At 64.0% G+C, this 16,250-nt stretch carries 15 protein-coding genes; 3 read left to right on the top strand and 12 right to left on the bottom strand.

Translation table 11 applies throughout. The annotated features are described in order from the left end of the window. Positions 1 to 57: 57 nt before the first annotated feature. The 3 genes from ileS to JQ611_RS10190 all read right to left on the bottom strand — a co-directional run bounded on the left by ileS (position 58) and on the right by JQ611_RS10190 (position 4,793). On the bottom strand, positions 58 to 3,066 hold the full coding sequence (gene ileS, locus JQ611_RS10200; RefSeq protein ID WP_212465356.1) for an isoleucine--tRNA ligase: 3,009 nt from the start codon (positions 3,064 to 3,066) through the stop codon (positions 58 to 60). A 192-nt stretch (positions 3,067 to 3,258) separates the two neighbouring features. Further along, positions 3,259 to 3,813: a sugar O-acetyltransferase gene (locus JQ611_RS10195; RefSeq protein WP_212415818.1), complete on the bottom strand. Its 555-nt coding sequence runs from the start codon at positions 3,811 to 3,813 to the stop codon at positions 3,259 to 3,261. Further along, a complete protein-coding gene (locus JQ611_RS10190; RefSeq protein ID WP_212269338.1) occupies positions 3,810 to 4,793 on the bottom strand; it encodes a bifunctional riboflavin kinase/FAD synthetase in 984 nt (327 codons plus the stop codon). The genes JQ611_RS10195 and JQ611_RS10190 overlap by 4 nt, the downstream gene beginning before the upstream one ends. Positions 4,794 to 5,034: 241 nt before the next feature. On the opposite strand from JQ611_RS10190, the gene JQ611_RS10185 reads away from it, so the two are divergent. Beyond that, entirely contained in the window at positions 5,035 to 5,430 is a 396-nt protein-coding gene (locus JQ611_RS10185) for a response regulator (protein WP_192738834.1), read from the top strand. Between the two features lie 162 nt (positions 5,431 to 5,592). On the opposite strand, the gene JQ611_RS10180 is transcribed toward JQ611_RS10185, so the two are convergent. The 9 genes from JQ611_RS10180 to uvrC all read right to left on the bottom strand — a co-directional run bounded on the left by JQ611_RS10180 (position 5,593) and on the right by uvrC (position 14,450). After that, positions 5,593 to 6,447, bottom strand: coding sequence for a TIGR01459 family HAD-type hydrolase (locus JQ611_RS10180; protein WP_192738833.1), 855 nt, complete (start codon positions 6,445 to 6,447; stop codon positions 5,593 to 5,595). A 15-nt stretch (positions 6,448 to 6,462) separates the two neighbouring features. Beyond that, positions 6,463 to 7,920 carry an EAL domain-containing protein gene (locus tag JQ611_RS10175; protein WP_212465355.1) on the bottom strand — a complete coding sequence of 486 codons (1,458 nt, stop codon included), beginning with the start codon at positions 7,918 to 7,920 and terminating at the stop codon, positions 6,463 to 6,465. A 137-nt stretch (positions 7,921 to 8,057) separates the two neighbouring features. Continuing rightward, on the bottom strand, positions 8,058 to 9,179 hold the full coding sequence (locus JQ611_RS10170) for a YihY/virulence factor BrkB family protein (RefSeq protein WP_212465354.1): 1,122 nt from the start codon (positions 9,177 to 9,179) through the stop codon (positions 8,058 to 8,060). Next, the gene (locus JQ611_RS10165; protein ID WP_212465353.1) at positions 9,179 to 9,760 is read right to left on the bottom strand and encodes a phage holin family protein; all 582 of its coding nucleotides are present in this window, start codon (positions 9,758 to 9,760) and stop codon (positions 9,179 to 9,181) included. Before JQ611_RS10165 ends, JQ611_RS10170 begins: the two co-directional genes overlap by 1 nt. Positions 9,761 to 9,856: 96 nt before the next feature. Next, positions 9,857 to 10,831 (bottom strand): 50S ribosomal protein L3 N(5)-glutamine methyltransferase, encoded by a 975-nt coding sequence (gene prmB / locus JQ611_RS10160; protein WP_212269333.1) that lies wholly within the window; start codon positions 10,829 to 10,831, stop codon positions 9,857 to 9,859. Beyond that, on the bottom strand, positions 10,831 to 11,298 hold the full coding sequence (locus JQ611_RS10155) for a molybdenum cofactor biosynthesis protein MoaE (protein WP_212465352.1): 468 nt from the start codon (positions 11,296 to 11,298) through the stop codon (positions 10,831 to 10,833). Before JQ611_RS10155 ends, prmB begins: the two co-directional genes overlap by 1 nt. Before the next feature lie 71 nt (positions 11,299 to 11,369). Further along, positions 11,370 to 11,621 (bottom strand): molybdopterin converting factor subunit 1, encoded by a 252-nt coding sequence (gene moaD / locus JQ611_RS10150; RefSeq protein WP_212269332.1) that lies wholly within the window; start codon positions 11,619 to 11,621, stop codon positions 11,370 to 11,372. Further along, positions 11,618 to 12,232, bottom strand: coding sequence for a CDP-diacylglycerol--glycerol-3-phosphate 3-phosphatidyltransferase (gene pgsA, locus JQ611_RS10145; RefSeq protein ID WP_212034227.1), 615 nt, complete (start codon positions 12,230 to 12,232; stop codon positions 11,618 to 11,620). Before pgsA ends, moaD begins: the two co-directional genes overlap by 4 nt. Positions 12,233 to 12,335: 103 nt before the next feature. After that, positions 12,336 to 14,450: an excinuclease ABC subunit UvrC gene (uvrC, locus tag JQ611_RS10140; protein ID WP_212465351.1), complete on the bottom strand. Its 2,115-nt coding sequence runs from the start codon at positions 14,448 to 14,450 to the stop codon at positions 12,336 to 12,338. A 220-nt stretch (positions 14,451 to 14,670) separates the two neighbouring features. On the opposite strand from uvrC, the gene JQ611_RS10135 reads away from it, so the two are divergent. Both JQ611_RS10135 and JQ611_RS10130 read left to right on the top strand, forming a co-directional pair. Beyond that, on the top strand, positions 14,671 to 15,294 hold the full coding sequence (locus JQ611_RS10135) for an outer membrane protein (protein ID WP_212390379.1): 624 nt from the start codon (positions 14,671 to 14,673) through the stop codon (positions 15,292 to 15,294). A gap of 110 nt (positions 15,295 to 15,404) precedes the next feature. Beyond that, positions 15,405 to 16,244 (top strand): class I SAM-dependent methyltransferase, encoded by an 840-nt coding sequence (locus tag JQ611_RS10130; RefSeq protein ID WP_212269330.1) that lies wholly within the window; start codon positions 15,405 to 15,407, stop codon positions 16,242 to 16,244. The last annotated feature ends 6 nt before the right edge of the window (positions 16,245 to 16,250 follow it).

The raw sequence follows: 16,250 nt of genomic DNA, 5'->3' as shown, positions 1-16,250 counted from the left end.
TTTATCTATCTCGGACGCCCGGGGTTATGGGTCCCTGCGTTCGCAGGGACGACGCAGTCAGAAGGTAACTCCCAGCGCTTTCCACTCCCGCAGCGCCTGCGCGTCGCGCGGCGACACGTCGGGATATTCGGCGTCCTCGCCCACGGTCGGCAGGATCTTCCACGACCGCGCGCATTTGGTGCCGACGGCCTTTTCGACCACGACCGCGACGCCGGGAACGTCGGCGAGGGTGAAGGCCGCGCCCGGCGCGTCGTCGTTGGTCACCATCGCGTTCGAGGTGATACACACTTCGGCCAGATCGACGTCGAACAGCGTATTGAAGATCGCCTTGTCCGACACGTAGACCAGGGGCGAAGCTTCCAGCGACGAGCCGATGTTCTTGGCGGCGCGTTCGAGTTCGAGTGCGCCGGTGACGACGCGTCTGACGTCGCGGATGGTTTCCCATTTCGCGGCCAGAGCATCGTCACGGAATGAACCCAGATCCGTCGGGAACAGTGTCAGGTGCACCGACGGCGCGGCGCCCGGCCGGTACATCCGCCAGGCTTCGTCGGTCGTGAAGCTCAACACCGGCGCCAGCCATTTCAGGATCGCGTCGCAGATGATGTCGATCGCGGTCAGCGCCGCCTTGCGCACCGGCGAGGACGGCGCATCGCAATACAGCGCGTCTTTCCGGATGTCGAAATAGAACGCCGACAATTCGGTGTTCATGAACGCCGACAGGCTGGCGACAACCGTCTTGTAATCGAACTCGGCATAGGCCTGCCGCACGATCGCGGCTTGTCCCGCCAGTTGATGCAGCATCAGCCGCTCGAGTTCCGGCATCTCCTCATGCGCGACCGCGTCATCGGGGTTGAAGTGGTGCAGCGTGCCGAGCATCCAGCGGATCGAGTTGCGCAGCTTCTTGTAGGTCTCGATGGTATTTTTCAGGATTTCCGGCCCGATGCGCTGGTCGTCGGCATAGTCGGTCGAACAGACCCAGAGCCGCAGGATATCGGCGCCGGAATCCTTCATCACCTTCTGCGGCTCGACGGTGTTGCCGAGCGATTTCGACATCTTGCGGCCGTTCTCGTCCAGCGTGAAGCCGTGCGTCAGCACCACGTCGTAAGGCGCGCGGCCGCGGGTGCCGCAGCTTTCCAGCAGCGAGGAATGAAACCAGCCGCGATGCTGGTCGCTGCCTTCCAGATACATCACGGTATCCTCGCCGCCATCGACCTTGCGGACGATGTTGCCGAGCGTGGGGAAATTCTGGCGGTCTTCCAGCACGAAAGCGTGCGTCGAGCCGGAATCGAACCAGACGTCGCAGATGTCGTCGACCTTCTTCCAGTCTTCGTTCGCGCGGGATCCGAGAAAGCGTTCGCGGGCGCCGTCCATGTACCAGGCGTCGGCGCCTTCCTCCATGAAAGCCTCGGCGATGCGCTGGTTGACGATTTCGTCCTGCAGGATTTCAGCGGAGCCGTCGCCCTTCTCGCGCACGAACACCGCGATCGGCACGCCCCAGGCGCGCTGGCGCGAGATCACCCAGTCGGGGCGGCCGGCGATCATGCCGTTGATGCGGTTTTGCCCGGCGGGCGGCACCCATTGCGTCACCGAGATCGCATGCAGCGCGCGGGCGCGCAGCGTATCGCCGGGCTTGGCCTTGCCGTTATCAGCGATGTCCTTGTCCATCGCGATGAACCATTGCGGCGTGTTGCGGAAGATCACCGGCTTCTTCGAGCGCCAGGAATGCGGATACTGATGTTTGAGGCGGCCGCGTGCCAGAAGCTTGCCGTGTTCGACCAGAACCTTGATCACGGCCTCGTTGGCGTCGCCCTTTTCGCCCTTGTCGTTGATCACGCGCTTGCCGGTAAAGCCCGGGGCGTGGTCGGTGAAGGCGCCGTTCTCGTCGACGGTATAGGGGATCGCGGTGTTGATGCCGCGGCTGTCGAGTTCGCGCGCGTTCGCCATCCAGGCGTCGAAGTCTTCGCGGCCGTGGCCGGGCGCGGTATGCACGAAGCCGGTGCCGGTGTCGTCGGTGACGTGGTCGCCGGGCAGCAGCGGCACGGTGAATTCGTATCCGCCGCTAAAACCTTTCAGCGGATGGGCGCATTCCACCGCGTCGAGCGTGTCGGCCGGCAGCTCGCGCACCTTCTTGTAAGCCGTCACGCGCGCCTGCTTGAACACGCTCTCGGCGAGCGCGTCGGCGAGGATCAGGAGGTCGCCGTTCCTGGCCCAATTGTCCGCGGGCGCATCGGTGACCTCAAACAGACCGTAGGCGATCTTCGGCGAGAAGCTGATGGCGCGGTTGCCGGGCAGCGTCCATGGCGTCGTGGTCCAGATCACGACGGACGCGTTGGCCAGCGCGCCATGCGCCGGCGAGGTCACCGGAAACTTCACCCACACCGTGTCCGAGGTGTAGTCCTCATATTCGACCTCGGCCTCGGCGAGCGCGGTCTTCTCCACCACGCTCCACATCACGGGCTTGGAGCCGCGATAGAGCGTGCCGTTGGCGGCGAACTTCATCAGTTCGCGCGCGATCTGGGCTTCGGCGGGATAGCTCATGGTGGCGTAGGGATGATCCCAGTCGCCGATGATGCCGAGCCGCTTGAACTCCTCGCGCTGCACGTTGAGCCAGTGCGTCGCATAGGCGCGGCATTCCTTGCGGAACGCCACCATCGCCGTGGAGTCGCGGAAGTCGGGCTTCGGCTTGCCCTTGGAGCGGTAGTTCTCTTCCTCGATCTTCCATTCGATCGGCAGGCCGTGGCAGTCCCAGCCCGGCACATAGTTGGAGTCGAAGCCGAGCATCTGCTGGCTCTTGGTCACGACGTCCTTGAGGATCTTGTTCAGCGCGTGGCCGATATGGATGTTGCCGTTGGCGTAGGGCGGGCCGTCATGCAGCACGAATTTCGGCCGCCCATCGGCCGCCTCGCGCAGCTTCTCGTAGAGGCCGATCTTGTTCCAGTGGCTGAGGATTTCCGGCTCGAGCTTGGGCAGGCCGGCGCGCATCGGGAATTCCGTCAGCGGCAGGAACAGGGTTTTGGAATAGTCTGGTCCTTCGGACTTTTCGGACTTTTGCGGTTTTTCGGACATGAATGCTCTGGTTTGGCTCAAAGGGCGCGAGATACGCTGGTCATTCGCGGGGTAAACGGGGAAATCCCGGTCTTGCGCCGAGCCAAAGCTCAGGCGGAAGCCGGGCCGCTAATGGGGATGGTGCGCCGCGCAAACATGGGCTTTCCATAGCAGCCGGAAGCGGAAATCGCAAAGGCCCGCAGGGCCCGCATCTCAGGACGACCGTTTCGGCCTTGCCGGGTTTCCGGTGACGGTCACTTCAGCGCCGACGTCGCGCGTGACCACGCTGCCGGCGCCGATCACCGCACCGTCGCCGATACTGACGCCGGGCAGGATAATGGCACCGCCGCCGATCCAGACGTCGCTGCCGATCCGGACCGGGCGCCCGAATTCGAGGCCTTCGCGCCGTGTCTTGGCGTCGCGGGGATGGTCGGCCGCGTAAATCTGCACGGCGGGCCCGATCTGGGTGCGGTCGCCGATTGAGACCTCGACGACATCGAGGATGACGCAGTTGAAGTTCATGAACACGCCGTCGCCGATGCGGATATTGTAGCCGAAATCGCAGAAGAACGGCGGCCGGATCACGGCACCCTTGCCGACATGGCCGAGGCGTTCGCAGAGCAGCGCGTGCCGTTCCGACACCGGCTGCGCCAGTGCCGCGTTGTAGCGCACCAGCCAGGCCTTGTTGACCGCCTGTTCGGCGCCGAGTTCGGCGTCGGGGCGATACAATTCGCCCGCAAGCATCTTTTGCTTTTCGCTTCTGCTCAATCGATTACTCCAAGCGTCGGAAACGCGTCGGGTGCGGCTGCGAGGGCCGCGCGGGCGTGGGCGCTGTCGTCGTCCATCTGGCGGATCAACGCCTCGATGCCGTCGAATTTAAGTTCATCGCGGATGAAGGCGATGAAGGCGACGTCGAGCACGGAGCCATAGAGATCGCCCTTGAAGTCGAACAGGAACACTTCCAGCAGCGGCGCGCCATTGTCGAAGGTCGGGCGGCGGCCATAGCTCGCCACGCCGTTGAGCCGCACCTGATCTTTTCCTTGTCCGCGCCCGACCCGCACCGCATAGATGCCGTGCTTGAGCGCGCAATTCTTGTCGAGGCGGATGTTGGCGGTGGGATAGCCGAGATCGCGGCCGCGCTTCTCGCCATGGATCACCTCGCCGGTCGCAAACCACGGTCCGCCCAGCATCGCGGTGGCGTCGTCGATCTGGCCCTCCGCCAGCGCCATGCGGATGGCGCTGGACGACACCGGCCGCTCGGCGATGTCGACATGGGCCTGAACGTCGACCTCGATCCCGAGCCGCGGCGCCTCGCTGACCAGGAGGCTCGGGGAGCCGACGCGGCCCTTGCCGAAATGGAAGTCGTAGCCGACCGCGATGCCGCTGATGCCGAGCCGGCCGATCAGGTCATGGTGAATGAAATCTTGCGCCGATGTTCCGGCGCGGCCCTTGTCGAAGGTCATCACCACGGCGCCGGCGAGTCCGGTGGCGGCCAAGAGCCGTAGCTTGTTGGTCTCGTCCGTGAGGCGGAATTGGGGGCTGTTCGGGCTGAAAAAGCTGCGCGGATGCGGCTCGAAGGTCACCGCAAAAGCGGGTTTTCCGTGGGCGCGCCCCATGTTCAGCGCAGCGGCAATCACGGCCCGGTGACCGAGATGGACGCCGTCGAAATTGCCCATGGCGACCACCGCCCCCTTGGGGATGTCGGCGGCGGGGGTGGTGTCTCGAATAACGGTAAAACCAGTTGTCATGTGACGGATTCTTGCAGGATTCTTGCGGATTAAAAAGGCATTGGGCCGCGATGCGCGCGGCCGGACCGTGACGTGGGGGCGCGGGCGAAGTCAAGCCGGACGGCTTTGGTTCAAAACCGAGGCAATCCACCCGCGCCCGATTAACGCGCTGTTTAACGCCTTGATGCTAGGGGTGGGGCGAGGACTGCGGGTCGCGCAGGCCTGCCGATATTTAGTGGCATAAGCGTTAGTGGGGGAAGAGATGGCGGTTGATTTGTCGATGTCGGTTCTGGTGGTCGATGACTACAACACCATGATCCGGATCATCCGAAATCTTTTGAAGCAGCTCGGCTTTGAGAATATCGACGATGCCAGCGACGGTTCGGAAGCGCTGAACAAGATGCGCGGCAAGAAATACGGGCTCGTGATTTCCGACTGGAACATGGAGCCGATGACCGGCTACGACCTGCTCAAGGAAGTCCGCGCCGATCCCAACCTGGCCACCACGCCCTTCATCATGATCACGGCGGAATCCAAGACCGAGAACGTGATCGCGGCCAAGAAGGCCGGTGTGAACAATTACATCGTCAAGCCGTTCAACGCGGCGACGCTGAAGACCAAGATCGAGGCGGTCTTCCCGGATATGGCGACTGCGTAAGGCGCGGTTTAGCCTATCAAGCGACAAACATCAGAGTTCGTCATGCCCGGCCTTGTGCCGGGCATCCACGTCTTTGGCACCGCACGTCCGTCAAGACGTGGATGGCCGGGACAGGCCCGGCCATGACGGAGTGTGTCGCAGTGGCTGTCTTGCCGGTGAGCATTACCACTTCAGCTCGCGCATCAGCGCCTTTGGCGGATGGCCGAACAATTCCCTGACCGAGGCCGGGTCGAGCTGGTCGATGCCTTCGAATTCCTCGGAATGGATACCGCGGGTCACGAACAGGCAGTCGATGCCGAAACCCAATGCCCCAGTGAGGTCGGTGCGGACGGAATCGCCGATCGCCAGCACCCGGTCGAGCGGGGCGGCATGGCCGCGGTGCTCGGCGGCGAGCGCCATCGCGCGTTCATAGATCGGCCGGTGCGGCTTGCCGTAGAAGATCACCTCGCCGCCGAGTTCGCGATAGAGCTCGGCGATCGCGCCCGCGCAATAGACCAGGCGGTCGCCGCGTTCGACGACGATATCAGGGTTGGCGCAGATCAGCGGCAGCTTGCGTTCGCGCGCCTGCAGCATCATCGCGCGATAGTCTTCGGCCGATTCGGTCTCGTCGTCGAACGGTCCGGTGCAGACGATGTAATCAGCCTGTTCGAGCGGAGCCATCACCGGATCAAGGCCGCGGTAGATCGAATTGTCGCGCTCCGGACCGAGCCAGAAAACTTTCTGCCCCGGATGGTCGGCGACAAAGTGCCGGGTCAGATCACCGGAAGAAACGATCGCGTCATAGGTCTCATCGGCGACGCCGAGCTTGCGCAACTGCCGCTGCACCGAATCGGCGGGCCGCGGCGCGTTGGTAATGAGGATGACGGTGCCGCCGCGCTGGCGAAACGTGTGCAGCGCCGCGCAGGCCACCGGAAATGCCTCGAGCCCGTTATGCACCACGCCCCAGATATCGGAGAGGATGACTTCGACGCCATCGACGAGGTCGCTCAGGTTTTCGACGAACCGGAGTGTGGTCATGACATCGGGCGCCGGTTAGCCCGGTCCGGCGGCGCGGCGCGCCAGCGCGGCATTGCCGGTCGCCCGTGTCGAAGGTTCGATCGCCGGGCTGGCGACGGGAGCAGGGATGCTTGCAGGCGGGCTTGGGCCATTGGAACCATTGGTGCTGTTCGAAGTCGTCCCGCCGGTAGCAGATGCCCCCTCGGGCCGCAACGGCCGGGGCGGCGCGAACAGGAAGCCCTGGCCGAACCGCACGTCGAAATCCAGCAGATCGACCACCGCGCGCTCGCCCTCGATCTTTTCGGCAATCAGGTCGATGCCGAAGCGGCCGAGCAGATCCGACAAGTCAGAGGGGTGAATGTCCGACGTCGAGCTCTGCCTGGGATCGAGCAGCAGCGCCGCTGGAACCTTGATGAAGCGGACGCCGCGGTCGGCGAGTTCCCGCGGCTCGACCCGGAGGTCGCTGACATGGTCGATCGAGAAACGGTAGCCGCGCTGCGACAGCGCCGCCAGATGCTCGGTCTCGGTCGGACCGAGGTTGCGGAACGTGGCCTGCTTGAACTCGAGCACGAAGGACGGCGCCAGCGCGCGATTGGCTTCGAGGAAGTCGAGGCATTGCGCGAAGGTGGTGGGATTGGCCAGCGTCGCGGCGGAGACGTTGCAGAACACGCCGACATCCTTGTTGCGCACCATCAGGCGGCGCAGCACCTGCACACAGCGCAACATCACCATGTGGTCGATGCGCCCCATCAGGCCGCCGGCTTCGGCGGTGGCGATGAAATCGTCGGCGGCAAGAATCTGGTCGTTGTCGTCGCGCAGCCGCGTCACCGCCTCGTAGAAGCGCACCTTGCGCTGCGGCAGCGTCACCATCGGCTGCAGATAGATGTCGAGCCGGTTCTCCTCGATGGCGTTCTTCACCGCGGCGAGAAGCTGCGGCTGGCTGCGCGCGGCAGCTTCGGCAGGCGCTGGCGCGGCGACCGGTGCCGGCCTGGCGACGTCGGTGTATGATGGCGGTGAGGTTCGCGGCTCGGCGACAGGCGCAGCCACGATTGCGGCCGGTGCCGGTTCCGGTGGCGCTGCCGCCGCGCCCGAGGCAATCAAATCCTCATGGCTGGCAACGGATCCCGCGAGCTGCTTGACCAGCACGCCGAGTTCGTTGATCTCGCCGACCACGGCCTGGATGCGGTCGCCGCTGGCGGAATTCGCCGACACCACGCGGCCCTCGACGGCCGCGAGCCGGCGGCCGAATTCGGCGACCTGGCGGGCAAGGTCGGCGGTGCCGCGGGACAGGTCCGCGATCTGGCTGCCGACATCGGAGCGATCGCGCAGCCGCATCGAAACCGCGTTGTAGAGGATCAGGAAGGTCAGTGCCGTCAGCGCCACGATCGCGGATTCGGTTCCGCTGATGCCGGCGACCGCATGCAGGACCAGGCCAAGCGAGGCTGCGACCAGCACCATGCAGATGGCGATAAAAATCGTCGAAATGCGAATCATGTCGCGCGCTACGCCTTCAGGTCCGAACTACCCCCCGCCCGGGAAAACGCTGGTGTCGTCAGGCATCGTCCGGCTTGCGCTCCCCCAAGCGCAATGACCTTAGCATCAATGTTGATTCGCTGGTCTAGTGTTCTTTTTCAGGAGGCTGGAACCGCCGGTCCCAGCGTATCGGCCATGGTGGCGCCGCGGCTGCCCATCGGCTTTGGGTGGCCGACGGTGGTATCGATCGCGGTCTGGTGCTCGATCTCGGAGTTCAGCTCGGCCCCGAACAGCACGACAATGGCCGACATCCACATCCACATCATCAGGCCGATGGCGGCGCCGAGCGAACCGTAGGTCGCATTGTAATCGCCGAAGTTCGACAGATACCAGGACAACGCCGCGGAACCGGCGATCCACAGCAGGGCGGCGAGCAGCGTGCCGACACTGAGCCATTTCCACTGCGCCGGGCGCCGGCTCGGTCCGAACCGGTAGAGAACGCCGAGCGCCGCCAGCAGGAACGCAAACAATAACGGCCAACGCGCGAGGCTCACGATGAACAGGCTGTCCGGAGGCAGGCCCAGTTGATTGAGCGCCAAAGGAAACGCCACCACGGCGCCGACCATCAACAACAGCGCCGCGATCCCGCCGACGGTGAAAGCCAGCGAAAGCAGGTTCAATCTGATGAAGCTGCGCTTCTCCCGTTCTCCATCGACCGCGTTGAGGGCGTCGATCACGGCCTTGACCCCTGCGTTGGCGCTCCAGATTGCAAGGGCAAGGCCGAACAGGAAGGCTCCGCCGAGCGCAGTGCTGCCCTTGTCGAGCACACGCGAAATCTGGTCCTGCACGATCTGGAACGAGCCTTCCGGCAGCATCAGCGCCAGCGTCTGCAGGTTGGCGCCGATGGTCGAGGGATCGGCGAACAGGCCATAGGAAGACACCAGCGCCGTCACGGCGGGAAACACAGCGAGCAAGCCGAAGAAGACCACGCCTGCGGCCGTGGCGAGCAGGCGGTCGTCATTGGCCTGCTCATAGGTGCGCCACAGAATGTCTTTCCAGCCCGCCCAGGGAATGCTGAACGGGCTGCGCGCGCGCCGCCCACGGCCGCGTTGGGAAAGCTCGCGGGTAAAGTCGCTGCCTTTGGTGGCCGCTGGATCGGTCACTGGATTGGCGTGTTCAGGCGCGGACGTCTGGAAATAGCGCTGCGCGGTCAGGATCACGAGAGTGGTGGCCGCAATCAGGATCAGATTATCCGTATGGTCGGAGCGGGCGCGGGACATCAGATTCGCGCGTGTCGTGCCTGCTGCTGCCGCCGCCGCACCGCCGCGTAGCCCAGCAAGCTTGCCATCAGGATCAAGCCGATATTCGCGTTTCTATTGCTGTGCCCCGGCCGGTTTCGCCGCCGCCGATGTTCCACCGGCGCCGCGGGGGCTTGCAGGATCGCCGCGGCCGTATCCCTGACGGCCTCTATCTGGTCGGGCTTGACGGGGCTGGCCTTGATCGCCACCCGCAAGCGGCTGGTGAGCGACGGGAACTGCGGCGGAGGGCGCTTGAGTTTGATGGCCGCCACGGCGGCGCAGATGCAGGCGATGATCGCGAGCAGGCCGCCGACGGCGCCGAACGCCCAAAACTGTCCATAGTTGATTTCAACCCAGCGAAACAGCGCTGCTGCGCCGACGAGGAGCGCCGCGGTCAGAAAAACTCCGGCGGCCGCGAAGAGACCGGCGGCGATGGCGTAGGAGGTGACAGTGCCGGTGGCCTGGTCGGTCCGGTCGCGCAGATAGGATTGCGTCGCGCGCTTGATCTGGTTGAGCTTCAGTGCAATGCCAGCGCGCAACAAGCCGCTCGAAGGCCCGGGCATGTCAGCTTTTCCTCCACCGGCGAAGGCATGATTGTCTCCGCCATGAATGAACGCGGCTTGTTTTCGAATGTTCCGGAAAGTGACTTACGCCAGCGCCTAAAGATCGTCGGCCGTAATATAAAATACTTCGGCTTCCGAATCCTCGGTGTCGAGCCACATCAGCGGTAATTGCGGATAGGCCGCTTCAAGCGCGGGCCGGCAACGGCCGATCTCGCACAACAGTCCGCCATCCGGCGTCAGATGCTGTTTGGCCTCGTCGAGGATGCGCCTGACGATGTCGAGCCCATCAGCGCCGCCATCGAACGCGAGTTTCGGTTCGACGCGGCATTCGCGCGGCAGCGAGGCCATGCCTTGCGCATCGACATAGGGCGGATTTGAAATGATGAGGTCATAGCGCTTGTCGCCCAGCGGCTTGAACAGGTCGCCGCGGTGCAGGTTAAGGCGATGTTGCAGCCCGTAGTCGGCAACATTGTGCGCAGCGACCTCAAGCGCGATTTTTGAAATATCCACCGCGTCGATTTCGGCGTTGGGGAAACTCCGGCTCGCCAGGATGGCGAGGCAGCCCGAGCCGGTGCAGAGGTCGAGCACATTTTCCACCGCCGCCGGGTCCGAGATCAGCGAACCGCCGGTCACGTCGTCGTCGCCGCCGAAATGGGAATCCAGCAACTCGCCGATGAAGGAGCGCGGCACGATAGTGCGTGCGTCGACAAAGAACGGCAGGCCGCGCATGTAGATCTTGTTGACGAGATAGGCGGTCGGCGTCCGCGTGGTGACGCGGCGCTCGATCAGGCTGAGGATCGCCTTGCCTTCGGCCGCCGTGACCCGCGCGGTGGCAAACGCCTCGAACTGGTCGGGATGAAGGCGCAGCGATTCGCAGACCAGAAACGCGGCCTCGGCGACCGGATCGGTGGTGCCATGCGCGAATACCAGGTCGGCTTCGATAAAGCGGCTCACCGCAAAGCGGACGAAATCCAAGAGCGTCAGCAATTCGCCGGCACCGACTTTTGGGAATTTCGGCTTGGTGTATTTCGGCAGACCGCGTTTGACGGGCGCCTTGCTCTGTTTGGCCATCAGGATTTGGTCCAGCGCGCCGCGGCGTCGTCGTCATGGCCGCGCGCCTCGATCCAGCTGGTTCCTTTCGCGCTTTCTTCGCGCTTCCAGAACGGCGCATTGGCCTTCAGATAATCCATCAGGAACTCCGCCGCCTGAAACGCCGCCTGGCGGTGCGCCGACGCCGCCAGCACCAGCACGATGTTCTCGCCCGGCGTGATGCGCCCGACGCGATGAACCACGGTGAGGCCGGTCAGCGACCAGCGCGACATCGCTTCGTCGGTGTGCCGCTTGATTTCGGCCTCCGCCATGCCGGGATAGTGCTCGAGCGTCAGCGCCGCGATCGGTTCGCCGTTCTCGCTGCCGCGACAGATGCCGCTGAAGGTCACGACCGCGCCGACATCGCTGCGGCCCTTGGTCAGCGCCGCAATCTCCTGCGCGATGTCGAAATCGGCTTGCTGGATGCGGATGGTCGCGGCGGCGGTCATGAAGCTTTCTTCTTTTGACGCGTTTTCTTGACGCGAACCGGTACCCACTTCGCTCGAAAACGCTATGCTAATCAACCGCCGGTCATCGGCGGAAAGAACGCGATCTCGCGGGCGCCAGCGATCATCGCATCCGGCTTGACATGGGTATGGTCGATCGCGGCGCGGATCACCCTCGGCTTCTCGAACGCGTAGGCATAGGTCTCGCCGCGCTTGGAGAGCCAGCCGATCAAATCGTCCACCGTGCGCACGGTGGCCGGCGGCTCGACCATTTCCTCCGAAATGCCGATCCGTTCGCGCACCCAGGCGAAATATTTGACCCTCATCCCTCATCCTCCTTGATGAGGTGGTGGATGCCGGCGCGGAAATAATCATAGCCGGTATAGATCGTGACGATCGCCGACGTCCACAGCAGGGCGATCCCGATCATGGTGGTCGGGGAGAAAATCTGTTCGCCCGCTTCACCGGCGATCAGAAAGCCGATCGCGACCAGCTGGACGGTGGTCTTCCATTTCGCGAGCTTGGTGACGGGGACGCTGACCCGGAGCGCCGCGAGGTATTCCCGCAAGCCCGAGACCAGGATTTCGCGGCACAGGATCACGATGGCCGCCCACAGCGTCCAACCATGGATGCTGTTGTCGGCGGCCAGCATCAACAGGCAGGACGCCACCAGCAATTTGTCGGCGATCGGATCGAGCATGCGGCCGAAGGCCGATTGCTGGTCCCACATCCGTGCATAATAGCCATCGAGAACGTCGGTCACGGCGGCGGCGATAAAGATCGCCAGCGCCACCCAGCGCAGCCAGAGCGGGCCGTCCATGATGGATTGGGCATAGACGCAGCCGACCACCACCGGGATGGCGGCGATGCGGGCATAGGTCAGGATATTCGGGAGGGACAGGCTCTTGGACTGGCCCTTGGTGGTTGCGATGTTCATCCGTCTTACCAATACCGCTCAGGCGTGAAGGTCAACCGTGCAGGCCCCAGATGATCTGTCGCAGGCGACGGCCAAATGAAACGCCCATGTGAATCGGCTCCCTTTAACCCGGTTGCGCATGGAAAAACTCGAAAATCTTGCGGGCGCTTTCGGCGCTGACCCCTGGAACCTTGCCAAGGTCGGCGATCGAGGCCCGCTCGATTTCCTTCAGCGTTCCAAAGTGATGCAGCAAGGCACGTTTGCGTGACGGGCCGATGCCCGGAATCTCCTGCAAACCCGCTTCGCGGATGTCCTTTTTGCGCAGTTTGCGGTGCGATCCGATCACGAAACGATGCGCCTCGTCGCGCAGCCGCTGGATGAAATACAGCACGGGGTCGCGCGGTTCGAGCTTGATCGCCTCGCGGTCCGGCATGAACAGCGTTTCCCGGCCGGCGTCGCGGTCCGGCCCCTTGGCCACGGCCAGGAGCGTGACTTGCGTCAGTCCGAGGGTCTCGAAGATCTGCCTTGCCGCGTTGAGCTGGCCGCGGCCGCCGTCAATAATGACCAGATCCGGCCATTGCGGAAACGAATCGTCGTCGGCCTTGATCTCGGCTTTCGCTTTGGCGGTATCGTCTTCCGGCGGTTTCAACAGCCGCTTGAAGCGCCGCTCCAGCACCTCGCGCATCATCGCGTAATCGTCGCCCGGCGTCAGGCCTTCCGACTTGATGTTGAACTTGCGGTACTGGTTCTTGATGAATCCGTCGGGTCCCGCCACGATCATCGCGCCGACCGCGTTGGTGCCCTGGATGTGGCTGTTGTCGTAGACCTCGATGCGCTTGGGCGCATGCGGCAGCCCGAGCGTAGTGACCATGCCCTGCAGCAGGCGGCCTTGGGTCGCGGTATCGCTGAGCTTGCGGCCGAGCGCCTCGCGGGCGTTGGTCAGCGCATGCGCGATCAATTCCTTTTTCTCGCCGCGCTTCGGCGTCGAGACTTCGACCTTGAAGCCGGCCTTGACGGCGAGGGCGTCCGCGAGCAGCGCGCTTTCCTCGATCTCGTGCGACAGCAGGATCAGTTTCGGCGGCGGCTTGTCGTCGTAGAATTGCGCCAGGAACGAGGCCAGCACTTCTTCCGGCGTGAAGGATTTCTCGGCGCGCGGGAAATAGGCGCGGTTGCCCCAGTTCTGGCCGGTGCGGAAGAAGAACACCTCGACGCAGGAATAGCCGCCCTCCTGGTGGATGGCGAACACGTCGGCCTCTTCCACGGTGCGTGGATTGATGCCCTGTTGCGACTGGATCGCCGACAGTGCGGCGAGGCGGTCGCGGTAGAGTGCGGCAGTCTCGAATTCGAGTTCGGCGGACGCCTTTTCCATCTCGCCGGCCAGTTCTTTTTTGACCAGATGGCTGCGGCCGGACAGGAAGTCGCCCGCCTCGCGCACCAACTCGGTATAGCCGGGGAAATCGATCTCGCGGGTGCAGGGGCCGGAGCAGCGGCGGATTTGATAGAGCAGGCAGGGCCGGGTGCGGCTCTCGAAGAAACCGTCGGTGCAGGAGCGGATCAAAAACGCGCGCTGCAGCGCCGTGATGGTGCGGTTGACGGCGCCGGCGTTGGCGAACGGACCGAAATACCGTCCGGGCCGCGACTGCGCGCCGCGATGTTTGAGGATCTGCGGCGCCCAGTGGTCGCCGGTGATCAGGATATAGGGAAATGACTTGTCGTCGCGCAGTTGCACGTTGAAGCGCGGCCGCAGCTGCTTGATCAGATTGGCCTCGAGCAGCAGCGCCTCGGTCTCCGTCGTGGTCGAGATGATCTCGACCGCAACGGTGGCCGCAATCATGCGCAGGATCCGCGCCGGCAGCGGCGCGTTGACGCGGGCGTAGGAGGCAAGCCGCTTGCGGACGTTCTTCGCCTTGCCGACGTAAAGCACGTCGTTGCCGGTGTTGAGCATGCGGTAGACACCGGGCGAGGTCGGCGCCAGGCGCACGGCGTTTTCGATCGCGGCATGGCCAACCGCGAGCGGACCTTCGGCCAAGGCCTCCGTGGCGTCCTCGGCGGTTTCCTCCGCGGGTTCCGGCAGGCGGGCCTCTTCCTCGTCCTCGGCCGCAGACGTCGCCGGATCGAGATCGGCAGAGCCAAGCTCCTGCGCAGGGTCCTTTGCAAGGTCCTTTGGGAGCAAATCCGCCTGGGAACCCCGTCGCGGCTTGCCCGGGGCTTTCGGATGGTCGGTAGAATCGTGATCCATGGGCCTAAATTAAGCGCTGCTGGCCGGCATCGCCAGCGTGCCGGCGGCGACCGAGGCCACGCCGGGTAACACATTCTTAAGACTGATGATCGGGCGGTAAGAGGGCTTAACAACCCTTTAACTTAAAACTCTCGATAAATCTTACAGGAAACAAGTGGAATTCCGTAACCAAGCCGGCCTCGGCCGGAAGGGTGCGGCTGTTGCGTGGTGGAGTTGAGTGATGGGCAGCTTTGTTTTGCGGGCGCTGGCGGTGATCGCCGCAGCCTGGACGATGTCGGCGCAGGCGGCCGATATGAATTACGGATCGCGCGCGCCCTATACCGTCAATCAGCCGCTCAACGCCTATAGCTGGGCCGGTCCCTATCTCGGCGGCAATCTCGGCTATGCCTGGGGCTCGGTCGATAACAACCCGACCAAGCCGTCGGGCTTCGCAGGCGGCGTGCAGGCCGGCTACAACTTTCAGAACGGGCCGTGGGTGTTCGGTATCGAGGGCGATATCAACGCGACCGGCGCGGCCGACACCTTCGCGCCGTGGAAGTTCTCCAACCCCTGGTTCGGCACGCTGCGCGGCCGGGTCGGCTATGCGTTCAACAACGTGATGTTCTACGGCACCGGCGGTCTTGCCTTCGGCGAACTGCGCGCCACCACGTTCGGCCTGTCGGAATCCCATACCACGGCGGGCTGGACCGCGGGCGTCGGCGCTGAAATGGGCTTTGCGCCGAACTGGAGCGCCAAGGTCGAATATCTCTATGTCGACCTCTCCAACACCAATTTTGTCATCACCGGAGCATCGAACGGCTACAGCTTCGGGCTGATCCGCGCCGGCGTGAATTATCGCTTCTGAGATCAAGAAAACGCAAAGAAACCATCTGTTGCAGCCTCCCGGCGGCGCCAAGCCGCCGGGATTTTTTTTGTCTCGTGGACAGTGCGCGGCGGCACGCCTAAAATTCGTCGATGCAGCCGGGGCAGCCAAGTCTGACCGCGTTGGGCGCCGCCCGTTTGCGCGCGGCGCATCAGGTGCTGGATAACGCATCGATCCTTTGGGATCCGCTGGCGTTACGCATTCTCGGCGACGATATCCAGGTCTCGCTCGACCATGCCCGGGCCCACACGTCCGGGCCACGCTTGCGCTGGTTCATCGCCGCGCGCTCGCGCATCTCGGAAGAAGCGCTGACGGAAGCGGTGAATAATGGAGCGACGCAGCTCGTGGTGCTCGGCGCAGGGCTCGATACGCTCGCCTACCGGACGCCGCTCGCGGGTGGCCTGCGAATTTTCGAGGTCGATTTTCCCGCCACGCAAGTACGCAAGCGCGACATGCTGGCCGCCGCGACGATCGCCGTGCCGGACACGCTGACCTATGTCGCGATAGATTTCGAACGGCAGACATTGGCCGAAGCGCTGGACGCCGCAGGCTTTGTCGCCGCCAAACGCAGCTTCTTCAGCTGGCTCGGCGTGGTGCCTTATCTGACCGAGACGGCGGTGTTCTCGACGCTCGGCTATATCGCGCAGCTCGAAGGCGGTGCTGAAGTGGTGTTTGACTATGTCAATCCCGCAAGCTCGGTCGCACCGGCCGGCCGCGCCGCGCATCAAGCGCTTGCCGAGCGGGTGGCCGCGGTTGGCGAAAGCCTTCAGAGCTATTTCGATACCGCATCGCTTTGCGCCCGCATGAGCGCGACCGGCTTTCGGCATGTCGATGATGTCGGCCCTGACAGGATCGCGGCGCGCTTCTTCCCCGAGAGCGAACGTACGGCACCGGCGCGTGCCGGCCACATCATGCACGCCTCCACGTTCTGAGGCGCG

Origin of the sequence: Bradyrhizobium sp. AUGA SZCCT0182, assembly GCF_018130185.1 — a bacterium.
Taxonomy (GTDB): Bacteria; Pseudomonadota; Alphaproteobacteria; order Rhizobiales; family Xanthobacteraceae; genus Bradyrhizobium.
This window is presented reverse-complemented; position numbering and strand designations above follow the sequence as displayed.